This is a genomic window from Pseudarthrobacter sp. 1G09, from assembly GCF_050038305.1.
Lineage (GTDB): Bacteria > Actinomycetota > Actinomycetes > Actinomycetales > Micrococcaceae > Arthrobacter > Arthrobacter equi.
This window is the reverse complement of the sequence record NZ_CP188306.1, coordinates 3,858,468-3,881,904: the sequence shown is the minus strand read 5'-3', so window position 1 is coordinate 3,881,904 and position 23,437 is coordinate 3,858,468. Positions and strand designations below refer to the sequence as shown.

Below are 23,437 nucleotides of genomic sequence, written 5' to 3'. Positions count from 1 at the left end.
TTCACCAACGCCAACCGATCCGCACTGCCAAAGAAAGCCCATGACAACGGAAACCGAAGCAACCCTGACCGCATCCCCCACCCGGCCCGCCGCCGTCGTTCTTTCCACTGCTGACCCACGCCCGGCGCTGAAGTCCGCCGGGCACGTGATTGTTGATTCGCTGCTGGCCCACGGCGTGGAGCGCACCTACGTGGTTCCCGGCGAGAGCTTCCTTGACGTGCTGGACGGCCTGCACCACTCGAAGATTGAAACCATCGTCTGCCGGCACGAAGGCGGTGCGGCCTACATGGCGGAGGCGGACGGGAAAATGCAGCAGCGCCCCGGGGTGGCCATGGTGACCCGCGGCCCCGGGGCGGCGAACGCGCATGTGGGGCTGCATACCGCATGGCAGGATTCCACCCCCATGCTGCTGTTCGTGGGCCTGATCCCGTTCGCGCACCGTGACCGTGAGGCGTTCCAGGAGTTCGACATCAAGGCCTGGTTTGATACCGGCGCCAAACGTGTCATGGTGCTGGACCACCCGGAACGGGCATCCGAGATCGTGGCCGAAGCGATGTTCGCGGCCATGAGCGGGCGGCCGGGTCCGGTGGTGGTGGGCCTGCCGGAGGACATCATCCGGCAGCAGATCGACCCGGCGGTCCACCCCGTCATTCCGGTGGCCGCCGGCGGGATGAGCATCACCGACGCCACCGCCCTGGAGGCTGCGCTGGCAGAGTCCCGCAAGCCGCTGTTCGTCACCGGCGGCAACGACTGGACTCAGGAGGCAGCGGACCAGTTGACCGGTTGGCTGGAACGGCATCACATCCCGGCGGCAGCGGAATGGCGGACGCAGGGCACGGTTTCCTTCGATTCCCCCTCCTATGTGGGACCGATCGGCTATGGGAGGCCCCGGCCCACGTACAACCTGCTGGAGGAAACCGACTTGCTGGTGTTTGTGGGGACGGTACCGGGCGACGTAATCACGGACGGGTTCCTCTGCCGGCAGGATTGGAACAAGAAGAACTTCCTGGTCACCGTGGACCCCTCACTCCGGGGCCGCTCGGGACCTGTTTCGCGGCAGATCCTGGCCAAGCCTGACGCCTTTGTCCGCGACCTTGCAGGCATCGACCTGCCCGTGAAGGACGAGTGGAAAGCGTGGACGGCCCGGATGCGCGGCGAGCAGGAGCGATTCGCCGCGCTGCCCCCGGCGGAGCCTGCAGCGGGGCAGGCGAGGATGGACACGCTCATGGCGAACCTGGTGCCCAGGCTGCCAGGGGATTCGATGGTCACCTTCGGTGCGGGGGAGCACACCAACTGGGCGCACCGCTATTTCCCCACCCGCCGCTACGCCTCCATGATCAGCGCCCGCAACGGTTCCATGGGTTATTCGGTCCCCTCGGCCATCGCGGCCTCGCTGGCTGAACCCCGACGCCGGGTGGTCACCATTGCCGGGGACGGCGAGTTCCTTATGAACGGGCAGGAGCTGGCTACCGCGGCGCAGTACGGGGCCACGCCCCTGGTGATCGTGATGGACAACCAGGAGTACGGCACCATCCGCACCCACCAGGAGCGGCATTATCCGGCCCGAGTCTCCGGGACGCAGCTGAAGAATCCGGATTTCGGCCTGATGGCCCGGGCCTTCGGCGGTTTTGGGATCACCGTCACCGACGACCGCGACGTTCCGGCCGCCCTGGACGCGGCGTTGGCGGCCATCGATGAGGACGGTGTCTTCGCCCTGATCCACCTCATTGTGGAGCAGCGGGTCAAAGCCTATTGAGAGGGGCATTTCCTGTGGCGCAACTGCCCGCTGATTCCCAGCCTCCGAACGTAAACTGACCTCTGCATCACTTCCCGTGAGCTTCGAGTCAGGTTGGAGCCGGCATGCTCTGGAGACTGCTTCTTGAACACCTGCGTCTGTTGCGGCAGGCAGTGAGCCGGCATGTGTTCTCCCACCTCGCGGCGGAGGAGACCGTATGAGCCCCGAACCCGCTTCGGCACCCGGCACCAAGGCCGCGCCCGGCACGAAAACCGCGGACGCCGACGTCGTACGCATCCCGCGTCCCGCCGGCCCCGGACGCGGCGGACCCTTCGGCGGAATGAACATCCCGGCGGAGAAAGCGATGAACTTCGGCGCCTCCGCCAAGCGGCTGCTGGGGACGCTGCGGCCGGAACGTGCCTGGCTCACCCTGGTGCTGCTGATGGCCGTGGCGGGTGTGGTGCTGCAGGTGATCGGGCCGCGGCTGCTGGGCGAGGGCACCAACCTGATCTTCTCCGGCGTGGTGTCCAAGGAGCTGCCGGCGGGCGTGACGCAGGAGCAGCTGATCGCGCAGTTGCGCGCGGCGGGAGACAACCAGAAGGCGGACATGCTCAGCGCCATGACGCTGACGCCCGGTGCCGGGATCGACTTCGCGGCGCTGGGGAGCGTGCTGACGTGGGCGCTGGTGCTGTATGTGCTGGCGTCGGCGTTCATGTGGGGGCAGGCGTATGTGCTCAACGGTGTGGTGCAGCGGACGGTCTTCGGGCTGCGCGAGGAGATCGAGGCGAAGATCAACCGGCTGCCGCTGAAGTATTTCGATTCCATCCAGCGCGGTGAGCTGCTGAGCCGGGTCACCAACGATGTGGACAACATTTCGCAGAGCCTGCAGCAGTCCATCTCCCAGGCGGTGACGTCCGTGCTGTCCGTGGTGGGCGTGCTGGTGATGATGTTCATCCTTTCGCCCACGCTGGCCCTGATCGCGCTGGTGACCATTCCGCTGACGCTGGGTATTACGGCGCTGATTGCCAAGCGTTCGCAGAAGCTGTTCGTGGCGCAGTGGAAGAACACGGGCCAGCTGAACGGGCAGATCGAGGAGACGTACACCGGGCATGCGCTGGTGAAGGTGTTCGGCCGGCAGCGCGAGGTGGGGGAGCGGTTCCGGCAGAAGAACCAGGAGCTGTATGAGGCAAGCTTCGGGGCGCAGTTCATTTCCGGGCTGATCATGCCGGCCATGACGTTTATCGGGAACCTGGTGTACGTGGGGATCGCCGTGGTGGGCGGCTTGCAGGTGGCGTCCGGGGCGATGCAGCTGGGCGATGTGCAGGCGTTCATCCAGTACTCGCGGCAGTTCACGCAGCCGCTGGCGCAGCTGGGGTCCATGGCCAACCTGCTGCAGTCCGGGGTGGCGTCCGCGGAGCGGGTGTTTGGGCTGCTGGATACGGAGGAGCAGTCGGCGGATCCTGCTTCTTCGGGTGAGGAGTCCGACGGCGGCCGTGCGGTGCGTGGGCGGCTTGCGTTTGAGGGGGTATCCTTCGCGTATTCGCCGGACAAACCGCTGATTTCGAACCTCTCCCTGGTCGCGGAGCCGGGGCAGACGGTAGCGATCGTGGGGCCCACCGGGGCGGGCAAGACCACGCTGGTGAACCTGATGATGCGGTTCTACGAGCTGGACGGCGGCCGGATCACGCTGGACGGCGTGGACATCACCACCATGAGCCGGCATGACCTGCGCTCGCGGATGGGGATGGTGCTGCAGGATACGTGGCTGTTCGGCGGGACCATCCGGGACAACATCGCCTACGGCCGGCCCGGGGCATCAGAGGCCGAGATCCTGGAGGCGGCGCAGGCGACGTACGTGGACCGGTTCGTGCACTCGCTTCCGGACGGGTACGACACCGTGCTGGACGACGAGGGCTCCAACGTGTCGGCCGGCGAGAAGCAGCTGCTGACCATTGCCCGGGCGTTCCTGGCCCGGCCATCGGTGCTGATTCTGGACGAGGCGACGTCCTCCGTGGACACCCGGACCGAGGTGCTGGTGCAGAAGGCCATGAGTGCGCTGCGCTCCGACCGGACGTCCTTCGTGATCGCGCACCGCCTGTCCACCATCCGTGACGCCGACCTCATCCTGGTGATGGAGGCCGGTCAGATCGTGGAACAGGGGACGCACGCGTCACTGCTGGCCGCCGGCGGGGCGTACGCGCGGTTGTATGAGGCGCAGTTCGCGGCGCCTGCGGCGGAAGTCTGAGATCAACTGCCGGACGGGGCCGGGATGCAGGGCTTAAAGGTGGACGATCTATTGGGCGTTAGGACGTTTCGCATCAACGTCCAACTATCAGAATGTGCGCTGTAATCTGGGATACAGCACGGACCGGACTTTTCGCGCCGATTCTGAGACTGCCCCGGGTACCGACGGACGTTCGTCACCGTCGGTTTCTGAGTTCCTTGCGGTGCTTCCGTTCCCTTCGCCCTGGTCCTCGGACGTGCTGCAAGCCTAGGAAGTCTGCCAGGCTTTCTCTCGAGTTTAGGTCTGTGCCCGACCGGCCGCATGTTGCCGAACGCTACTATCTCCGAGAGCTTAGTTCCGGCAACAGAGGAGGATGTTCGAATCGAGACTTGCGAGGCCCAGATACAAAAGTACGTGGGGCGAGCCGCTTCTTATCTCCTCTTGGGTGAGGAGCGGTCTTCAGTCACTAGAAGTTCTATCCGGGCTATCGCCTCAAGGCGGACGACGATGGCTTCCCACTCGGTCAAGAGCACCGCAGGAAGATTTACCATGCTTGTTCTTCCGTGGAGAACATCCGAAGTTCGTTTGTAAATGTGTCGTGCTAGTCGTACGAGACCGAGTAATTCCGAAGACGCCGCTCGTCCCTCGTAGGCTACGAGTGCAAACGCCAGCCGAGGGCCGATCTTGATCTGATTTACGACGACTATTTGGCTCGCAAACGCGTCCGACACCGCCTTCGTTGCAATTTGCTCTACCCGGAGGCGCAGATTGATGACCGCTAAGCGTGACCCAGACTCGTTCGTCACATGATCTGCAGTCATGACGTCGAAGCCAATGCCTTACAGGCATCGCGCGCGGCACGTATCTCTGCTCTTGTAGCTTGGCTGAGTTGAGAATTTCCGTGGATTGATTGGTTCCAGGAGGCCAGGTGCGGCTGGCATCGCTGCACCGCCCGCGTCACGGGATTCGAGGCAGGGGTCGGTCCCTGCCAAAAGGTCGTTGCGACCGCGAGTCGCTGCTCAGTCGTGTATGCCTTGTCGAGGTTCGTGAGGTCTGCATCCGTGTCTCGACCGAAGAGGACAGCATTCCGAAGGACGAAAGCCCGTAGCGCGTTATCGATACTCATTCGACACAAGCCGCGAATCGGATCGGTGACGTCCGTCGTGGTTCCGGTCTCTTCGAGAGAGAGGTCAAGAATAGTCCCTGCGTCGGTTAGCAATTGGTCCCAGAAGTGGCTGCTGTCCGTAACTTTTACCGCCCCAGTGGCACCGGAACGATCCACCAAACGCGTGTCGCAGTCGTGGGTTCTAGCCGCCAGATGCTCTTTTAGTCGATCATCGTGTGTCAGGACGATCACGCGGCGCGTTTCAGCGAGCTCGGAAAGCAAGCCCGCGAGCCTATCGATCCTCAGTTCATCGAAGGCGTGGACAGGGTCATCAAAGATAAGGAATCCAAACGGTCCACCATCCACGGACGCGAGCAGTGGAGCTAGGAGGACAGCGTTTCTCTGCCCTGCGCTTAGCATGCCGAGGTCGACCCGGTTGCCGTTCTCGTCAACGAGCTCCATTGATGCTTTGGTGGCCAGAACGCTGATGCTCTTCAGATGAAGCTCGGCATCGGATAGGAGTTCCGTTACACGTGCGCCGGCTTTTCCTTCGAGTGAGATGCTCCGCCTCTTTCGGAGCTGATTTCGAAGCTCGTCAACTCGACTTGAAGTTGCGGTCCACATGGGAGATTCCGCAGCAGATACGCCATCCGCTTCCCAGCACGCGGCGAAATCCTCGACTGCCCGTGCTCTGGCAATGCGCCATTGCTTGGTCGCATCGGTCCGCGCCACGGCCTCATCCATCAAAGTTCGCGCGTCATCGGAGTGAAGCCAATCCGACAGTTCTGCCGTTGCAGTCAGAACCGAGTGTTGCGTGGCAATCCCTGCTTCGCGTGCACCATTGAATTTGTCCAATACCTTCTGCCCGAAGGAACTCAACGCATTGATGGGATCAGACGACTCGGCCTGAGAACCGATTTTGATGGTGGCAACCAGCAACTCGTTTGCAACGATTGCCAAGGCTTTCGTATCCTGGGCCACCCTCGCCCTCAAGGATGACAGATTCTGATTTCGTTTGACGGTTTCCCCCAGCGTTTTCAGCCAGCTTGGGCTCGGAGCCGCGCAAACGGGGCACGTGCGGTCCTCCAGATGGCGGTTCTTGGCTTCGTCGTGTAATTGTTCCAATGTCCCCGCAAGATATTGCTCAGCCGTTGTGCCGGCCTTCTCAAATTCCTTTATGGTAACTAGAACATTCGTGGCCGCCGTCGAGAGTCTTTCCTTGGTGTCAGCAGGCATTGAGTCGGAATTTAGGCCCGTCTCGAGCAATCCTGCGTCGTTCAGCCACTTGTCCTTGCAATCGCCGATGATGGGCTCAGGTACCGGGTCGAGAGGCGTTGTATTGCCGACAGAACGTCGATCGTTGTCGATCTGGGAAAGAGAGCGCATAGCCTCGTTTTTTGCGCTGCGCCACCGGTTTAATGCTTCCGCGGAAGCATTGCCCCGGAGGGTGATCGTCTCCTGAAGCGCGGTGAAACTTCCACCCAAGGCCAACAAGCCCTCGAAATAAGTTGCTAAGTCTTTGCTCAACTGCACTCGACGCTCAAGCGATGCGTAGGCGAAGACGGGTTGATGGCTAACTAAGGCCTGATGCCAGTTCGACCCGAGATCGACTTGCTGTGAGCCGTTCAGGCTTTCCAGGCGGGCATCGTGGGATTCGACGTCTCCTGTCTCACCCAAGACTGTCGCCAAAACTAAGCGGTCCCCCTGCGAGGAGAGGGTCACTTCGACTCGGGCCGATGATGAACCCCTCGCGAGATGTACCGGATCCCAGAGGGCAGCTTTACCGGCTCTCCCCCCAGTCGCTGCTGGTATGCTCCCGGACAGAGCCAGGTCAATCGCATCGCTAATACTGGACTTACCTGCACCGTTCAGACCATGTAGGACCGTGATTCCTGGCGTCGGATCAAAAACAAGCACAAGCGGATCGTCGTTCAGAATCCCGCGATAGTTGCATATGGAGATCCGCTCAAGTCGCCAACTCCGACCCGGATCCAGCCAAGGTGTGCCATCGCTTGATGAGCCGGCAAGTTCCGACGCAACGGCATGAAGACGATCCCAGCTTTCGGTGTTTTGGCGCGCCGTTGCTCGTCTCTGAGCAATCTCATTCACGATCTCTTCAAACGAAAACATCGTGAGAGCATCGGTTTGCTCTTCTTCGACTACCAGCGTCACGCATTCCCCCAGTTTTGAAGCGGCCTCGACGGTACAACGGATTTATCCTCGCATACTCAATGGTTAGTAGAGCATTCATGCTAGGGGTGCTGCTTGACGCCAAGCCTTGTCCGCTAAGTATCGTTTTTTGGAGTCGTCTACCCGGAATCGCGAAATTAGGGTGCCCGCCATGGCCTGAGGCATCGAAGTTGTCTCCACCAAGCACTACGGGATTCACCCTTCGTTGAAGATGCCAGTTAAATTGATTAAACCTGTGCATTGAACGGCGTTCGGGCGTCGAGAGGCACGGCCACGAAGGTGTGCAAGTGATTGCACCCCTTACCGACCATTCCACGCCGCTGGGGGAATGGCGATTTTTTGATACCAGGAGCCGACTGGACGCAGTCGATGTCATGCCTCTTGCATCACTGGTCCGTCATATGGTTCGGTCTGGCGGGTATTCTAAGTGCATCCCGGCCTATCCGCGTGGATATACTCACCAAAGCCTACGTCTCGCTGTCTTGAGAAAACTCTCGTGACAGCCATTTATTGATGATTAATCTAATTTACCGATATGATCCCCAAATGGAATTACTTAATCTGGATAAACCCGTACGAAATCACATGTCGCAAGAAATCGAGAGGGACGTGCAGGGAGGGGTGCTCTACGTGAGTCGCCGCCTCACTGATGAAGGAGCGAGTTCTTGGCCTGATCTGCTTCTGGCCGCCGCTGTTTCTGGTACGCCGAAATCTCTGGCGGAATCTCTGTTTTCCACTAGTGCGTTGCGTCTGACAGAGACTTCACAACGAAACGGGAAGCAATACGAAAAAGCAGTCCCCATCAATGCGGCCGAGACGCTTGCCGAGGGGGAGTTCAACAGATTTTACATCCGTGCGGTTTGTCTCCAAGCTACGAAACTGGGTCATGATGATGTGGAGGTATACCGGGCCAAGGCAGTGGTCAACCCTAGGATTGAGTCCGAAGATTTGATAGGTAGCCGCTTCTCTGCCGGACGTCTGTTGGGCGACATGCGTACGTCGACCTGGGCCGAGAGCGTTTTTGGGTTGCCTCCCGGTCCGAACTCTGGACTGAGTGTGAAAATTGTCGATTCGCAAAGCAATTGAGCATTTCGGGGTGAAGGTCTGTTGATCATTGCGGCATGCCTCGGAAGCGGAACCCGCCACAATATCTGCCTCTCCGAGGGCGGCCCGATGGCAGTCCGCGTTTCCGGTTCCGTTTCTTGCGGCGCCATCTGGAGCGAAAGCCCCAAATCCCGATGTGCGCCAAATCAACATGGATGGTCTCGCCGGCCCACAGGAGTACCGCACCAACCCGCCGCCGTAGCACACCGACACACAGCGCAACGTGTCAGCCCCCACCCGTAACCTGATGAGATGCTTCGTTTTGCTCTGGATATAGACTCTGTCGCCCGTCCCGTCCGCGCGCAGGCGCTCCTGGACGCGGTCAACCACAGGGTCGTCATTGCCGACGGGGCCATGGGCACCATGCTGCAGGGCCGGGAGCTGTCCCTGGAGGCGGACTTCCAGAACCTGGAGGGCTGCAACGAGATCCTCAACGACACCCGGCCGGACGTCATCGCGGACATCCACGACGCCTACTTCGCCACCGGCATCGACGCCGTGGAAACCAACACCTTCGGCGCCAACTGGTCCAACCTCTCGGACTATGGCATCGACGACCGCATCACCGAGCTCGCCCTCAAGGGTGCCAAGATCGCCCGCGAACGCGCTGAGGCAGCGGAAGCAACAGACGGCCGCATGCGCTGGGTCCTCGGCTCCATGGGGCCCGGCACCAAGCTCCCCAGCCTCGGCCACACCACCTACGACCACCTCAAGCAGACCTTCGCGCTCCAGGCCGAGGGCCTCATCGACGGCGGCGCGGACGCGTTCCTCATCGAAACCAGCCAGGACCTCCTGCAGACCAAGGCTGCCGTCAACGGCTGCAAGCAAGCCATTGTCGCCAAGGGCATCCGCCTCCCCATCTTCGTCGAAGTGACGGTCGAGACCACCGGAACGATGCTCATGGGCTCCGAAATCGGCGCCGCGCTCACCGCCCTGGAACCGCTCGGCGTTGACGCCATCGGCCTGAACTGCGCCACCGGCCCGGACGAGATGAGCGAGCACCTCCGCCACCTCTCCAAGCAGTCCTCCGTGGCCATCGCCTGCATGCCCAACGCCGGCCTGCCCGTCCTCGGCGCCAACGGCGCGCACTACCCGCTCTCACCCGCCGAGCTCGCCACCGCGCACGAGCAGTTCGTCCGCGAATTCGGTCTGGGCCTGGTGGGCGGCTGCTGCGGTACGACGCCGGAGCACCTGGCCGCCGTCGTCGAACGTCTTGCGCCCTTCCGCAACAAAGCCGTGCCCGCCACGGCGGACAAAACAGCTCCGGCACGAGTACCCACCGAGCGTGAAGCCGGCATCGCCTCCCTCTACCAGCACGTGAACTTCGACCAGGAGTCGGCCTACCTGGCCATTGGTGAGCGCACCAACGCCAACGGTTCCAAGGCCTTCCGCCAGGCCATGCTCGAAGAGCGCTGGGACGACTGCGTGGACATCGCCCGCGAACAGATCCGCGTCGGCGCGCACCTGCTGGACGTCTGCGTGGACTACGTGGGCCGCGACGGCGTCGCGGACGTCAAGGAGATCGTCTCCCGTTTCGCATCGGCCTCCACCCTCCCGCTCGTCATCGACTCCACCGAACCTCCCGTCCTGCAGGCAGGCCTGGAACTCATCGGCGGCCGCCCCGTAGTCAACTCCGTCAACTATGAGGACGGCGACGGTCCCAACAGCCGCTTCGCCCGCATCATGCCGCTGGTCAAGGAACACGGCACCGCCGTGATCGCCCTGACCATCGATGAACAGGGCCAGGCCCGCACCACCGAGGGCAAGGTGGCCATCGCCTCCCGCCTCGTCGACGCCCTGGTGGGCGAATGGGGGATGCGTGTCGAGGACATCATCGTCGACGCGCTGACCTTCCCCGTCGCCACCGGCCAGGAAGAGACCCGCCGGGACGGCATCGAAACCATCGAAGCCATCCGGCAGATCACCGCCAAGTACCCCGGCATCAACACCACGCTCGGTGTCTCCAACGTGTCCTTCGGCCTGAACCCTGCCGCGCGCATCGTCCTGAACTCGGTGTTCCTGCATGAAGCTGCGGAAGCGGGCCTCACCAGCGGCATCATCGACGCCGCCAAGATCGTCCCGCTCGCCTCCATCCCGGAAGACCAGCGCAAGGTGGCCCTGGACCTGGTCTGGGACCGCCGCGAATACGACGCGGACGGCAACACCACCTACGATCCGCTAGCCATCATGCTCGACATGTTCGCCGGCGTCGACACCGCTGCCCTCAAAGACCAGCGCGCCGCCGAGCTCGCGGCGCTGCCCACCGGCGCACGCCTGGAGCGGCGCATCATCGACGGCGAAGGCAAGGGCCTCGAAGCGGACCTGGACCTGGCCCGCAGCGAAGGCATGACCCCGCTCGGCATCATCAACGACCACCTGCTCGAAGGCATGAAGGTGGTGGGCGAGCGGTTCGGCGCCGGCGAAATGCAGCTCCCGTTCGTGCTGCAGTCCGCCGAGGTGATGAAGAACGCCGTCGCCCTGCTCGAGCCGCACATGGAGAAGTCCGACTCTTCCGGCAAGGGCACCATGGTGATCGCCACCGTCCGCGGCGACGTGCACGATATCGGCAAGAACCTGGTGGACATCATCCTCACCAACAACGGCTACAAAGTGGTCAACATCGGCATCAAGCAGGGCATCGCCGAGATCATGGCCGCCGCGGAGGAGCATAACGCGGACGTGATCGGCATGTCCGGGCTGCTGGTGAAATCCACCGTGGTGATGAAGGAAAACCTCGCCGAGCTGCAGGCCCGCGGCCTGGCCAAGAAGTGGCCGGTCATCCTGGGCGGCGCAGCCCTGACCCGCGCCTACGTGGAGCAGGACCTGGCGGAGCAGTTCGACGGGGTGGTCCGCTATGCCAAGGACGCCTTCGAGGGCCTCGCCCTCATGGAGCCGCTGGTGAAGGTGGCCCGCGGCGCGTCCCCGGACGACGTCGGCCTGCCGCCGCTGAAGAAGCGCATCCATCGCAGCGGCCCCACCTTCACCGTCACCGAACCCGAGGCAATGCCCGGCCGGTCTGACGTCGCCGCGGACAACCCAGTGCCCGCCCCGCCGTTCTGGGGCACCCGCATTGTCCGCGGCGTCTCGCTGCACGACTACTCCGCGTTCCTCGATGAGCGCGCCACCTTCATGGGGCAGTGGGGCCTCAAGCCCGGCCGCGGCGAGGACGGTGCCTCCTACGAGGAACTCGTGGAACGCGAAGGCCGCCCGCGCCTGCGCTACTGGCTGGACCGCATCCTCGGCGAAGGCATGCTGGACGCCTCCGTCGCGTACGGCTACTTCCCCGTAGTGTCCGAGGGCGAACAGGTAGTGGTGCTGCACCACGGCGAGGATCCCGACGGCGTCCTGGGCCAGGCGGGCCTGCTCGCCCCGGATGGTGGTTCAGGCGGCCCGATCGGCACCGACCGCCTGCGCTTCAACTTCCCGCGCCAGCGCCGCGACCGGCACCTCTGCCTGGCCGACTTTGTGCGCTCCCGCAAATCCGGCCAGATCGACGTGCTCCCGGTACAGCTGGTCACCGCCGGATCGAAGATCGAGGAGTTCACCTCCAAGATGTTCGCCGCCAACCAGTACCGCGCCTACTACGAGCTCAACGGCCTGGTCATGCAGCTCACCGAGTCCCTGGCCGAGTTCTGGCACTCCCGGATACGCAAGGAATTGGGCTTCGCCGCCGAGGAACCCAAGGACAAGGCAGGCCTGTTCAAGCTCGACTACCGCGGCGCACGGTTCTCCCTTGGCTACCCCGCCTGCCCCGACATGGAGGACCGCCGCAAGGTGGTGGAGCTGCTGAAGCCCGAGCGCATGGGCGTGGTCCTCAGCGATGAGCTGATGCTGCACCCCGAGCAGTCCACCGACGCCTTTGTGTTCCACCACCCGGAGGCCAAGTATTTCAAGGTGTGAGTTGAACGCCGCTGTGAAAGGCTGCAGTCATGGACACCTCATCGCGGGAACATGACCTCGTTCTCTACGGAGCGACGGGTTTCGTTGGCAGACTGATCGCCGGCTACATCGCCGAGCATGCACCGGCCGGTATGCGGGTCGGACTCGCGGGCCGGTCCACGTCCAGGCTCGAGGCGGTTCGGTCGCAGTTGCCGGCCGCGGCGCACGGATGGGCCCTCATCGAAGCCGACTCCGAGGACACGGACTCAATGGCCGCCATGGCTGCGACCACACGCGTGCTCTTCACCACCGTCGGTCCATACGCGAAACACGGACTGCCCGTCGTCGAGGCCTGTGCCCGGGCCGGTACCCACTACGGAGACCTCGCCGGTGAGGTGTCCTTCATCCGGGAGGCTATCGACCGCTACGACGATCTGGCCAAGATGAACGGGGCCCGGATAGTGCACTCCTGCGGCTACGACTCCGTGCCGTCCGACCTCGCCGTACTGCTGCTGCATCAGGCGGCAGAAGCCGATGCCGCAGGCGGTTTAGCCGAGGTCCAGCTCGTTGCAACGGCCAAGGCTGGCATCAGCGGAGGCACGATCGAGTCGATGCGCGGGCAGCTCGACGCAATGCGATCAAGCACCGCCCTGAGGTCACTAGCTGCGGACCCCTATGCCCTGAGCCCCGACCGTACACGGGAGCCGACGACACCACAGCCGCCTGACGCCGGTCCCGTGCACCGTTCCGAGGACGGCACCTGGACTGCGCCTTTCATCATGGCCCCGTTCAACACCCGGATAGTTCGCCGCAGCAACGCACTGCAGGGCTGGGCCTACGGCCGCTCCCTTCAGTACGGCGAGGTGATGGGAGTGGCACCCGGACCGGCAGGAGCGGTCACCGCCAGGGCAATGGCACTCGGGCTTCGGTCATTCATGGGCGCGATGGCTTTCCCACCCAGCCGGAAAGTGCTCGATCGCTTTCTTCCGGCACCAGGTGCGGGTCCGAGCACCGGCACGCAGCACGCAGGCTGGTTCCACTCGCAGGTGACCGCCCGTACCGAATCCGGCCAGCGCTACCAGGCCGTTGCTGCTGGCCCCGGTGATCCCGGCTATGCCGCCACCGCCGTGATGGCAGGGGAGAGTGCACTTGCTCTTGCCCTCGACGGTGACAGGCTGCCGACCGCTAATGGGTCGCTGACACCGGCCACTGCACTCGGCACCGTGCTCATAAGGCGGCTCCGAGCCGCCGGCCACACCTACCAGGTAACTAAACTGGCGTGAACCCAGGTCCTGCAGATCACTTGAGGTTCCGCCAGTACCATCTGTTGCCCAGGCAACCGCGGGGTGCTTGGTCGAAGTAGGCTTCAAACCGGGCGGGGGAGGGGCCAGCGGCGGCTGTCACGAGCGGGTGTCGAGGTACTGCAGAATCGCCCGGGCCGTTTCCTCCGGAGCGCTGACGTGGGGGCAGTGCCCGGTGGCCTGAAGCTGCACCAGGGTGCTGTGTTCCAGATTCTTGTGCAGGTAGGCGCCCACTTCCGGCGGGGCAAGCCGATCGTCGGAGCACTGCAGAATCAGGCAGTTGGTGCGCACCTTTCTCAGTTCAGGCCGGGTATCGGAGAAGAAGGTTACCCCGGCGAAATGCCGTGCGATGGCCGGATCTGTCCGGCAGAAGCTGGCCCGCAGGTCCTCCGCTAATTCCGGCTCCTGCGGGTTGCCCATAACCATGGGCGCCAAGACTGCGGCCCAGGCGAAATAGTTGCTGTCCAGAGATGCCAGCAGGCCCTCGATGTCTTCCCTGGAAAACCCGCCCACGTAACCGTCGTACGGGTCATCCGTATGACGGGGCGAAGGAGCAAGCAGGACCAGGTGGGAGAAACGGTTGGGGTCCTGCACGGCGGCGATCACGGCGATCATCGTGCTGACGCTGTGTCCCACCAGGATGACGTCCTCCAATTCAAGGGCGGCGCAGATCTCCAGCAGGTCCGACGCGTACCCATTGAGGGACCCGTACTTCTCCCAGTCATAGGCGCTGATATCCGAGTGTCCTGCACCCACATGGTCGAAAAGCACCAGCCGATAATCATCAGCGAAATAGGGCAGCAGTTTCCGCCACATCGCCTGATCGCAGCCAAAACCGTGGGCAAACATCATCACGGGCCCATCATCCCGCCCTGATATGGTCACGTTGTTCCGGCCGATTACCGCAGCAGCTGCTTCGATCACTTTCTCACTGACCCTCCGCCGGGTGGCGTCCACTCCCAGACTATCCACGGGAAACAACGAATTCTAAGGATCCTCCCACTATGACCGTCAAGGCTGTGTCGATCCAGCCCATTACGTACTGACGCGGTCCATCCACCCGGAGGCCAAGTACTTCAAGGTGTGAGTTGGTGCCCGTTTCCGCTGCTCAGACGGCCTAAGCTTCCCGTATGGGAATTATCATCACACTGCTTATTATCTGGCTGGTCCTCTCAGTCCTCGGCTTCGTCGTCAAGGGACTGCTCTGGCTGGCCTTCATCGGCCTGATCCTGTTTGTGGCCACCGCCGTATGGGGCTGGTTCAAACGCAGGGCCAACGTCTGACCTGAAACGTCCGACTTAAGGAAAGCGGACGACGGCGGGAGGTTTCCCGCCGTCGTCCGCTTTTTTGTGCCCGTGGGCGGCAAGCCGCAGACCTAGTTACAGGGTTGGGGCTTGCCGTGAGGCAAGGAAGTTCCGGCTATGCGCCACGCTGCTCCGTCCCACACGATGGTGTAGGTGATTCGCCAATTGGAACAGGTTTGTCCATCGACTCCGTGCTGGGCGTCCTGTCGTGTCTGCAAAAGGACGTTAGCTTCCAGGGAATCTCCTGCCCCTGTTACGTTGACTACGTCGAGCTTCGTCCAGTACGACGAGCCGAGTCCTTCACTCCACTTTGCCTCGCCGCCGAAACTTGCCCCCAACTCCGGTGTGAACTGTTTGAAAGCTGCAGAGTAAGCGCCGCGGTTGATGCCTTGGCCGTGCAGTAACAAGGCCTGGCCGATGTTGTTGGCCTGATCATGGTTCGAGCTGACTTTCATGGGGAATATCCCGGAATTTGGCGCGGGCGCCTCCCCGCAATCTACGGGCGCCATCGGTACTCCCCGTTTTTGCCATTCTGATACCGCTTCTGTAACCCTAGGTGCGGTGACTGCATAGGCCATGCCTTCCGAGTCTTTCCGGGTTGCGCTAACTACTCCGGTGACTTTCCCTTCCAGGTTGAGCAGAGGTCCACCGCTGTTTCCGGGATTGATTGCGGTGTCTGTTTGCAGCATGTTGCCGATAACTCCGCTCCCGAAGTTGATGTCGCGGTTCAGCCCGCTTACAACACCCCTGGTAAGGGTTAATGACTCTCTCTGAGGAAAGCCGAGTGCGGCAACTTCGGTTCCAATTGGTGGCTCCGAGGATTGAAACTGGAACTGATGGCCTGCCGCTTTAGACTCCAGGCGTACCAGTGCCAGGTCTGCAAGTTCATTGAACCCCAAGATCACGCCGCCCACCGAGGTGCCGCCAAAGTCGATGCTGATGGCTGCAGCATCGTCAACGACGTGGGCCGCAGTGACCACAAGATCAGGAGCGACCAAAAATCCAGTGCCGGTGGAGTTCACGGCGCAGCCTGTGACGCTCAGTTGTCCCACCCCGGACTGCACTTCGGCCACTACTTCCGGCCAGGATGTAGGCGCCGCCCGCTCCGATGACGTGGGCGGTGCAGTGGTCGGCGAAGGACTGGGGGCAGGGCTGGTTGGTGACGGTTGTTGCGTCACCGTGGGAGACGTTGTCGGTGAACTATCCCGAGGCGGTGTGGCGACAGGCGCGGTACATCCGGCGAGCAACAGCGCGGAGAGGGAAACTGCGGTAATAGATGGAAAAATTGCCGGGGCTGGAAGCTTTCTGGTCTCCATTGAATTCAGTCCTAACGCTCGGCCGGCAGCCGCGGAAGACGGCTAACTAAAAGCTAATCCGGGAAAAGAACAATTTCCGTATCAAGACCCCCCTATTTTTCTGGAGCGTAAATAGGGGGGGGCTTGTTTACCGTCTCAATAGCTCAGCAAACCCTAGGAAGTGAACTGGTGTCGGGTCCCATTCGTGGATGGTTCAGGCGCATGGACACCCTGGGCGCGGGCTTTCGCAATCCCGCCGGAGACCGGCTTCACCCGGCGCAGTGCGGCGAGAATGGCCCGGCCCACCACGATGATCCCGACGACGGTGGTGACCGCCCGCAGCGTGTCCCACCCCGCCGTCGAGGTCAGGAGCGAGTACAGCAGGAAGCTGCTGAGGTTGGTGCTTAGCGGCGCCCCCGGCACGTATGAGATACCGGTGCCGGCACCCACAGCGAAGGGCCAGAACCACAGGTTGGTCAGCAGCCCGAACAGGTACGACGCCACAACCCCGTACCCGCACAGCATCCACAGTTCGGCCTTCCCTCGCACCGTCTTGGGGAGCAGCCCGGCCCCGGCGCCTACCCACGCACACGCGAACACCTGGAACGGCGTCCACGGCCCGATCCCGCCCCACAGCGAACTCGACAGCGCGATGGTGGCGGCACCCAAGAGGAGTCCGAACCGGGCCCCGAACGCCCGGCCGGCCAGGATCAGCAGGATGAACACAGCCTCCACGCCGCCGACGCCAGTGCTCGCCACCCGCACCGCCGAGCCCACCGCTGCGAGGACGCCGAGCAGTGCCACGGTATGCGCTGAGCGCACCGATCCGTCCAGCAGAACCACGATGGCGACAGCCGCCACGGGTGCGATGGCCAGGGCCGCGTAGGGGAGCGCAGCGGCGGCGTCCGCCGGGAGGGCCGCCGCCAGCAGGGGCCAGCAGAAAGCACCGAGCGCCAGCAGGTTCGCGGCTGCGAGGACGGCGAGCTCAACAGGCCGCGGCATCCGGAGGCGATGCGACTTCTGCCGGGCCGGGACGTCAGGCAGCCTGTCGAGGAAACGGGGAGTCGAGAACGGTTGGGCCGGGATGGCGGGGACGGCAGCTGCGGATTTTGCGGGCGGCAACGCAACCGCGGGCGCCACGCCGTCACGCATCGGCAGGATCCGGGCGCCGAGGCCGTGGGCGAAGGAGTGGTCGTGGGTGGCAATCAGGACCGCAGCGCCGTCGTCCGCCGCAGCACGCAACGCCGACGCGACCGCAGAACGGGCTGCCGGGTCGAGGCCGCGGGTGGGCTCGTCGATGAGGAGGACCTGGGGCCGGTCCAGGGTCTGCAGTGTGATGGCGAGGATTCGGCGTTCTCCGGCCGAGAGGTCCCGGGGATGCTCGTACCCGATCGGCATACCGGCGTTTCCGCGCAGCCGGGCGAGATGCTCGGCCGCGAAACCGGGGGCCTGGGGTGCTGCATCTTTGCGCCGGGCCAGGCGACGTTCAGCCGCCTTGAGCTCGCCCGCCACGGTATCCCTGGTGAAGAGGTCATCCGAGGCGTCCGGCACCAGGGCCACCCTGCCGCCGTCGGCTGTTCCCACCTCGATCGTTCCCTTGTCGGCTTTACCGCGGTCGCCCTTAACCTCACTGAGCGCCAGCGCCACCAGGACGGAGGACTTCCCGGCGCCGTTCGGCCCCACCAGGGCCACTATCTCGCCGCGGTGCAGGGTCACGGAGGCGTCCCGCACCAGGGGGTTGCCGCTGCGGTGTACGGCGAGGTTTTCTGCCGCCAGTACGGTCACGGCAGCCGGGGCAGGAAGGACAACGGGAGGAGCCTCGGGAGGCGCAGCGTCAGCCGCCGGAGCCGCGCCCGGAACCAGTGCGCCGTCCCGGATGGTCCACCACGAATCGGCGATGGGGACCAGTGCCTGGGCCCGGTGTTCGGCCACGATGACGCAGACACCGGCGTCGCGGGCGAGGGCGTGGAGCACGGCGATCACGCGGGCGCGTGCCGTGGTGTCGAGGTCCGCCAAGGGCTCGTCCACCAGGAGCAGTGCCGGCTGTTCCACCACCGCGGCGGCGATGGACAGCAGCGTTGCCTCGCCGGCCGAGAGGGTGCTGATGGTCCGGTCCAGCAACGCCGAAACGCCGATGCGATCCGCCACCTCCTGCACGCGGGCCTTGGAATCGGCGGCTGAAACACCTCGCAGGTCGAGGGCCAGCGCGATCTCGTCCCGGACCCGGGTGGTGGCGAACGCGGCGCGGGGGTTCTGCAAAACGACCCCAACCACCTGGGCCGTCTCCCGCGGCGGGGTGGACACCCGGCCCAGCCCGCCAACGCGCACCGTCCCGGCCACCTCGCCGCCGTCAACATGCGAAAGGAGCCCGGCGATGCCCCGCAGGATGGTGGACTTGCCGGAGCCGGTGGGCCCGGTCATCACCGACACTGTCCCGGCCAACGGTGAAAACTCGGCGACGCGGAGCTGCGTCCCGCCAATGCGGAACCGGGCGTCACGCACCTGAAGCGGGCCGCCGTCGTCGTCCATGGAAACGGAGGTCCCCCGGCTGCCGAAGCCACGCAGCTCCAAAGCGGCGGCAACCCGGCCGGCGTGCTCCAGCGTCCGCTCCAGGATCGGCACCAGGGCGCGCGGACCAAACCGTTCGCTCCGCAACCGGAACGCCAGGCGGACGGAGGTGACGGCGTCGGCAAGTGCGGGTAGGGCGGACCACGCCACCACCAGCATGCGGGCGATGCCCTGCAGGGGGCCGCGGCGGGCCAGGTGTACGAAGCCGCGGGCCACGTCCACCCAGGCGTTCAGCAGGCCGAACGCGAGGATGGTCGCGGCAATGGGAAGGGCTGAAACGACTGCCGCCCACACCCCGGGCGCCGAAACCGGGCCGAGGAGGACCACATGGGCGTAGGGGGCCGGCAGCCGCAGCGGAGGCAGGTCGAGCAGGAGCGGCGCACCGAGGCCGGCCCCGTTGAAGAGAACCCGGTAGATGACCCGCGCCGCGATAAACACAACGGCGAGAACCGCCGCTGCGCGTAACGGCGCGGGTCGGAAAATCATGCCGAGGGGGCTGCCGGTTCGTTGTCCACCGTGTAGAGCAGTTCAAGGCTCTCGCCGGGGTTGAGCTTCAGGCTGTCCAGGCCTTCCTGCGCGTAACCCCACGCGCCGGCCGCGGGCTTCACCCAGAGCGCCCAATACGAGACGGTGTTCTTGTCATCGCACGCTTCGCGCGTAGTGCCGCCCTTGTGCTTGATGTCGAAGTCCGCGGCCGGCACACCGTTGACGCGGCACGCGAAGCTGGTGGGGTACTTGGCGGTGCCCTCGATCTTCACGCCGGCTTTGCCCAGCACGTCCGATGCCAGGGTGGCTCCGTTCGCATCCACGCAGACGGAGGTGTCCGCTGCGGCCTGGTCCAGCGAACCGGAATCGACGATGACCTTCACGCCTTTGCAGGGGCCGGCGTCGGCGCTGGCGGACGCGCCCGCGGAGGAGGCGGGGGCGGAGGAGGAGGGCTGGGTGGCGGCTGGCGTGGAACAGGCGGCGAGGGTCAACAGGACACCGGCGGCGAAGGAGCTCGCGGCGGCGGTGCGCATCGTAGTCAAAGTCACCTGTCAAGGGTAGGGCGTCGCGGGTGCGGATACAGGTGCCGTCACGCTGTGTGACGCTCCGTTCCGGGCCGGCTTCCCGGTCAGCAAAACTCCGGCGCTATTGCCAGGTTCTGGATTTGCTGAGAAGGTCCTGGTTGATCCACTTGCGGAGCAGGACGATGTCGAGCGCTATCCCGGCCACCACGATGGCGGTGAACAGCCACAGGGGCATGCTCCAGAAAATGACCGCCAGGATCAAAACGACAAGGATGGCTGCGGAGATGTAGCCGTACAGCCGGCGGCCCTGAGTTGCCCGCCTCGCCTCAGCTGCCTCGCGAAAATTGTTCAGCACTGCACTTCCCCCTGTGATGGCTGGTACCCGCCAGTGTAGCGGTGCGCCGTTTGCGGGCTTCGGCCGCACGCACCGCAACGGAAGCGTACGACGCCGGGTGGGCACCCGCCGTCGTACGCTTGCCGTCAGTGCCGTGCCCCGGTACTCAGCGCTGCCGCAGCGGCCAGGGTTCCCAGCCGCCCTGGACGTCCCTGAGCCGGATTTCCGCCTCGTGGAGCCTGGCTTCGTCAACGGGGCCGGGCTCGCCTTTGCCGCTTTCAGCGCCGGAACCGTCGAACGCCGTCAGTGCATACTCCCGCCACCGCCGGCGTCCCACCGGGTAACGTTCGGCATATCCGCCGGCCGCCACGCTGAGAACCAGCCGCTCCAGCCTGCCCGCTTCCGTCAGGACGGTCTCATCACACGCATCGCAGCCACACACGGGAAAATCGCAGCCACACACGGGAAAAGGGAAGTCGTGCAGCTCTCCGGCATGGACCACAACTCCCGGGAAACCGGTCAGGACGAAGGTCAGCGGGGCAGCGCCGGAAGCCCGCGGCGTGACCCTGATGGGGGCCACCACGTCCCGGACATCCAGCACCAGGTCTGCAGTCAGCGCATTGTCCTCGCGGACCTCCACGTCGTACACGGCCGCCAGGTGATCGATGAGGGCGCGGGCCACCAGGTGCAGCCCCGCGAACCTCTCAGTGTGGCTGGTCACGCTGTACCGTTCCGTGTCCGGCGGCCCGTCGCCCCACCTCCGGCCGTAGGGGATGACAGAGCCGTCTTCCGCGTAGTACGTATCCTCCGGGAGGGCGGGCCGGACATAGGCGCGGGCTGCTGGCAGGGATGCCGGCTGCGGCTGCACCATTGGCGGATCGGGCCGGTCCGCGGCCCATTCGGACACCTTGGTGATGAAGCCCTGGAGCGTTGCCTCGTCCACTTCGCGCAGGGCGTCGAGCAGGCGGCCAACTTCGAACCGCAGCTCGTCCGTTCCCACCATGGCGGGCGCGCCCTCGTACGCTGTCCATTCCGCATCCGGCCTGGCCCGTGCGAGGGTGTTGCCCGCAAACACGCCAGCCGCGTTCTTCAGCGTTGCGTCCGCGGCGATGTCCTGGCCGACGTCACGCAGGAACCGAAAGAGCCTGGTGGGATCCGCGGCAAGCTCCCCGGCCTCGACGCCCTGGTCCGTGCAGAACCCGACGAACCGCTCATAGCCACCAAGGTGCCGGACAGGCGGAGCCGGGTCGGGCGCCAGCCGGTAGGTTGCACTGCCGCGCGCCATGGGCTCCGGCAATCCTGTTGGCTCTCCCTCGAACAATTCCCCCGCTGACCCCATGCCGCGATCCTAGCGGAGCGGCAGCAGGCCACAGCCCTGGGAGCAGCGCCGGTTGCGGGCTGCGGCCCCATTCATCAAAAAGGAAGCGTACGACGCCGGGTGGGCACCCGGCGTCGTACGCTTCCTGTCCTGCTTGCTTGCCGGAGCCCGGCTAGGGTTTCGGGCGCCCGGCGGCGGGTTCGCGGCCCGGCGCACCGGGTTCGGAAGCCTCTGTGGCCGCCCGCTCGCTCAGCTGGGCCTCAACGGCTTCGCTGATCTGGTCCTGGACCTGGTCTGCCAGGTGCTCCTGGTAATGCTCCTGGACCGAGTCGGCCATGGTCTCCTGCACGTGCTCGGTCACGTGGGCGGTCATCTGGTCGCGGGCCAGCTTGCGCTGCGCCCGCATCAGCGTGGCGTGCTCCAGGTGGAAGGCCTTGGCCGTGGAGATGCACATGAGGATGATGACCACACTGAACGGCACCGCCGTCAGAATCGCGGCCGTCTGGATGGCCTGCAGGCCGTTGGCCAGAAGCAGGGCAATGGCAACGGCCGCGGAGGCCAGCGCCCAGAAAATGCGCAGCCAGTTTTTGGGCTCCACGTCCCCGCCGGTGGAAATCATGCCCATTACCAGGGCCCCGGAATCTGCTGACGTAATGAAGAAGATGGCAATCAGCAGGATGGCGCCCACCGTGAGGATAGTTCCGCCTGGCAGGCTGCCCAACAGGTTGAAGAGTGCTCCCTCGGTGTCCACCGTGCCGTCGTCGCCGATCAGGCCTCCGGCGCCGAAGAGCTCGCGGTATATAGCCGCGCCGCCCAGCACCGAGAACCACAGGAAGCCCACTGTTGTTGGCACCAGCAGGACGCCGGCCACGAACTGCCGGACGGTGCGGCCCTTCGAAATGCGGGCAATGAAGATGCCAACGAAGGGCGCCCAAGAGATCCACCAACCCCAGTAGAAGGTGGTCCAGGCGGCCTGCCAGGCTTCACCTTCGGCACCGGAGAATGCCAGGGTGTTGAAGGTCAGGCCAACAACGTTCTGCAGGTAGTTGCCAATGGACTGGACGAACTCGCGCAGCAGGAACAGTGTGGGACCGGTGAACAGCACCACCAGCATCAGCAGCGCGGCCAGGATCAGGTTGGTGTTGGACAGCCATTTCATGCCCTTGCCCACCCCGGACACCACGGACACGATGGTCAGCGTGATGATGCACAGGATCAGGCCGATCTGCGTCATGGTGGTCGCCTGGACAATGTTCGCCTGTTCAAGGCCAGATGAGATCTGCAAAACGCCAAGGCCCAGCGAGGTGGCCACGCCGAAAAGCGTGCCCACCAGGGCAACGACGTCGATCAGGTTGCCCCAGCCGCCGGCCACCCGCCGGCGGCCCAGCAGCGGCTCGAGGGTCCACCGGATGGAAATGGGACGGTTCCGCCGGTGTACCGCGTAGGCGATGGACACGCCCACCACCACGTAGATGGCCCAGGCGTGGAGTCCCCAGTGGAGATACGTCTGCGTCATGGCCTGCTGGGCGATCACCAGTGGTGAGCCTTCAACACCCGGCCGGGGAGACGCGAAGTGGTTCAGCGGTTCGGCCACCCCGAAGAAAACGAGCCCAATGCCCATGCCCGCAGCGAACAGCAGCGCGAACCAGGACATGATGGAGAATTCGGGTTCGTCCTCGTCCTTGCCCAGCTTGATGTCGCCGTAGCGACTCAGGCCGATCCAGAGGGCGAAGACCACGAAGAGCGCAATCGCCGCCACGTAGTACCAGCCGAACCACTTGATGACGTTGCCCTGGATGCTGGTGAACAATTCCGTGGCGGCGGCGGGGAAGATGGTGGCGAAGAGAACGAATACCACGATGATGGCCGCTGCGGGCCAGAAGACCCAGCGGGTCACAGTGGACTTTGTTGCTAGAGGCGGATTTGAAGCCCCTTTGGTGGAATCGGGCGGTGATTCCCGTGGTGGTTTGCTGATGGTCCCGGTGCCTGGTTCGGCGGACATTCCCAGTTTCTCCTTATGCGCTTTCTGCAAAACGCTCAGACTGCTTTTCGGACACTTCTTTTATCGGT

The 23,437-nt window shown here is 64.3% G+C and carries 14 protein-coding genes; 6 read left to right on the top strand and 8 right to left on the bottom strand.

Annotated elements, in window-relative coordinates; translation table 11 throughout:
- Positions 1-40: 40 nt before the first annotated feature.
- Both ACP3TD_RS17970 and ACP3TD_RS17965 read left to right on the top strand, forming a co-directional pair.
- Positions 41-1,756, top strand: a complete 1,716-nt coding sequence (locus ACP3TD_RS17970) for a thiamine pyrophosphate-dependent enzyme (RefSeq protein ID WP_426764337.1) — start codon at positions 41-43, stop codon at positions 1,754-1,756.
- Positions 1,757-1,952: 196 nt separating this feature from the next.
- Positions 1,953-3,980 carry an ABC transporter ATP-binding protein gene (locus ACP3TD_RS17965; protein ID WP_426764336.1) on the top strand — a complete coding sequence of 676 codons (2,028 nt, stop codon included), beginning with the start codon at positions 1,953-1,955 and terminating at the stop codon, positions 3,978-3,980.
- A 796-nt stretch (positions 3,981-4,776) separates the two neighbouring features.
- On the opposite strand, the gene ACP3TD_RS17960 is transcribed toward ACP3TD_RS17965, so the two are convergent.
- Positions 4,777-7,236 carry an AAA family ATPase gene (locus ACP3TD_RS17960; protein ID WP_426764335.1) on the bottom strand — a complete coding sequence of 820 codons (2,460 nt, stop codon included), beginning with the start codon at positions 7,234-7,236 and terminating at the stop codon, positions 4,777-4,779.
- Between the two features lie 564 nt (positions 7,237-7,800).
- Between ACP3TD_RS17960 and ACP3TD_RS17955 the strand changes: the two genes are divergently transcribed.
- From ACP3TD_RS17955 to ACP3TD_RS17945, 3 genes are all read left to right on the top strand, one after another.
- A complete protein-coding gene (locus ACP3TD_RS17955) occupies positions 7,801-8,340 on the top strand; it encodes a hypothetical protein (protein WP_426764334.1) in 540 nt (179 codons plus the stop codon).
- A 270-nt stretch (positions 8,341-8,610) separates the two neighbouring features.
- Positions 8,611-12,258 (top strand): methionine synthase, encoded by a 3,648-nt coding sequence (metH, locus tag ACP3TD_RS17950; protein ID WP_426764333.1) that lies wholly within the window; start codon positions 8,611-8,613, stop codon positions 12,256-12,258.
- A 29-nt stretch (positions 12,259-12,287) separates the two neighbouring features.
- A complete protein-coding gene (locus ACP3TD_RS17945) occupies positions 12,288-13,520 on the top strand; it encodes a saccharopine dehydrogenase family protein (protein WP_426764332.1) in 1,233 nt (410 codons plus the stop codon).
- Positions 13,521-13,637: 117 nt separating this feature from the next.
- Here the strand turns inward: ACP3TD_RS17945 and ACP3TD_RS17940 are convergent, their stop codons facing one another.
- A complete protein-coding gene (locus tag ACP3TD_RS17940) occupies positions 13,638-14,462 on the bottom strand; it encodes an alpha/beta fold hydrolase (RefSeq protein WP_426767289.1) in 825 nt (274 codons plus the stop codon).
- A gap of 206 nt (positions 14,463-14,668) precedes the next feature.
- On the opposite strand from ACP3TD_RS17940, the gene ACP3TD_RS17935 reads away from it, so the two are divergent.
- A complete protein-coding gene (locus tag ACP3TD_RS17935; protein ID WP_169793873.1) occupies positions 14,669-14,821 on the top strand; it encodes a hypothetical protein in 153 nt (50 codons plus the stop codon).
- 92 nt (positions 14,822-14,913) lie between these two features.
- On the opposite strand, the gene ACP3TD_RS17930 is transcribed toward ACP3TD_RS17935, so the two are convergent.
- The 6 genes from ACP3TD_RS17930 to ACP3TD_RS17905 all read right to left on the bottom strand — a co-directional run bounded on the left by ACP3TD_RS17930 (position 14,914) and on the right by ACP3TD_RS17905 (position 23,369).
- Positions 14,914-15,864, bottom strand: a complete 951-nt coding sequence (locus tag ACP3TD_RS17930) for a S1C family serine protease (RefSeq protein ID WP_426764330.1) — start codon at positions 15,862-15,864, stop codon at positions 14,914-14,916.
- 447 nt (positions 15,865-16,311) lie between these two features.
- Positions 16,312-19,191, bottom strand: coding sequence for an ATP-binding cassette domain-containing protein (locus ACP3TD_RS17925; RefSeq protein WP_426764329.1), 2,880 nt, complete (start codon positions 19,189-19,191; stop codon positions 16,312-16,314).
- On the bottom strand, positions 19,188-19,739 hold the full coding sequence (locus tag ACP3TD_RS17920; protein WP_426764328.1) for a hypothetical protein: 552 nt from the start codon (positions 19,737-19,739) through the stop codon (positions 19,188-19,190). The genes ACP3TD_RS17925 and ACP3TD_RS17920 overlap by 4 nt, the downstream gene beginning before the upstream one ends.
- A 97-nt stretch (positions 19,740-19,836) precedes the next feature.
- Positions 19,837-20,070: a hypothetical protein gene (locus tag ACP3TD_RS17915; protein ID WP_426764327.1), complete on the bottom strand. Its 234-nt coding sequence runs from the start codon at positions 20,068-20,070 to the stop codon at positions 19,837-19,839.
- A gap of 145 nt (positions 20,071-20,215) precedes the next feature.
- Positions 20,216-21,334 carry a DUF6226 family protein gene (locus ACP3TD_RS17910; RefSeq protein WP_426764326.1) on the bottom strand — a complete coding sequence of 373 codons (1,119 nt, stop codon included), beginning with the start codon at positions 21,332-21,334 and terminating at the stop codon, positions 20,216-20,218.
- A gap of 205 nt (positions 21,335-21,539) precedes the next feature.
- On the bottom strand, positions 21,540-23,369 hold the full coding sequence (locus ACP3TD_RS17905) for a BCCT family transporter (protein WP_426764325.1): 1,830 nt from the start codon (positions 23,367-23,369) through the stop codon (positions 21,540-21,542).
- Between the last annotated feature and the right edge of the window lie 68 nt (positions 23,370-23,437).

Excerpts from the sequence above, each read along its gene's own strand:
- ACP3TD_RS17970 (WP_426764337.1), top strand. The coding sequence starts at position 41 with ATGACAACGGAAACCGAAGCAACCCTGACCGCATCCCCCACCCGGCCC.
- ACP3TD_RS17965 (WP_426764336.1), top strand. The coding sequence starts at position 1,953 with ATGAGCCCCGAACCCGCTTCGGCACCCGGCACCAAGGCCGCGCCCGGC.
- ACP3TD_RS17955 (WP_426764334.1), top strand. The coding sequence starts at position 7,801 with ATGGAATTACTTAATCTGGATAAACCCGTACGAAATCACATGTCGCAA.
- metH (WP_426764333.1), top strand. The coding sequence starts at position 8,611 with ATGCTTCGTTTTGCTCTGGATATAGACTCTGTCGCCCGTCCCGTCCGC.
- ACP3TD_RS17945 (WP_426764332.1), top strand. The coding sequence starts at position 12,288 with ATGGACACCTCATCGCGGGAACATGACCTCGTTCTCTACGGAGCGACG.
- ACP3TD_RS17935 (WP_169793873.1), top strand. The coding sequence starts at position 14,669 with ATGGGAATTATCATCACACTGCTTATTATCTGGCTGGTCCTCTCAGTC.
- ACP3TD_RS17925 (WP_426764329.1), bottom strand. The coding sequence starts at position 19,191 with ATGATTTTCCGACCCGCGCCGTTACGCGCAGCGGCGGTTCTCGCCGTT.
- ACP3TD_RS17910 (WP_426764326.1), bottom strand. The coding sequence starts at position 21,334 with ATGGCGCGCGGCAGTGCAACCTACCGGCTGGCGCCCGACCCGGCTCCG.
- ACP3TD_RS17905 (WP_426764325.1), bottom strand. The coding sequence starts at position 23,369 with ATGTCCGCCGAACCAGGCACCGGGACCATCAGCAAACCACCACGGGAA.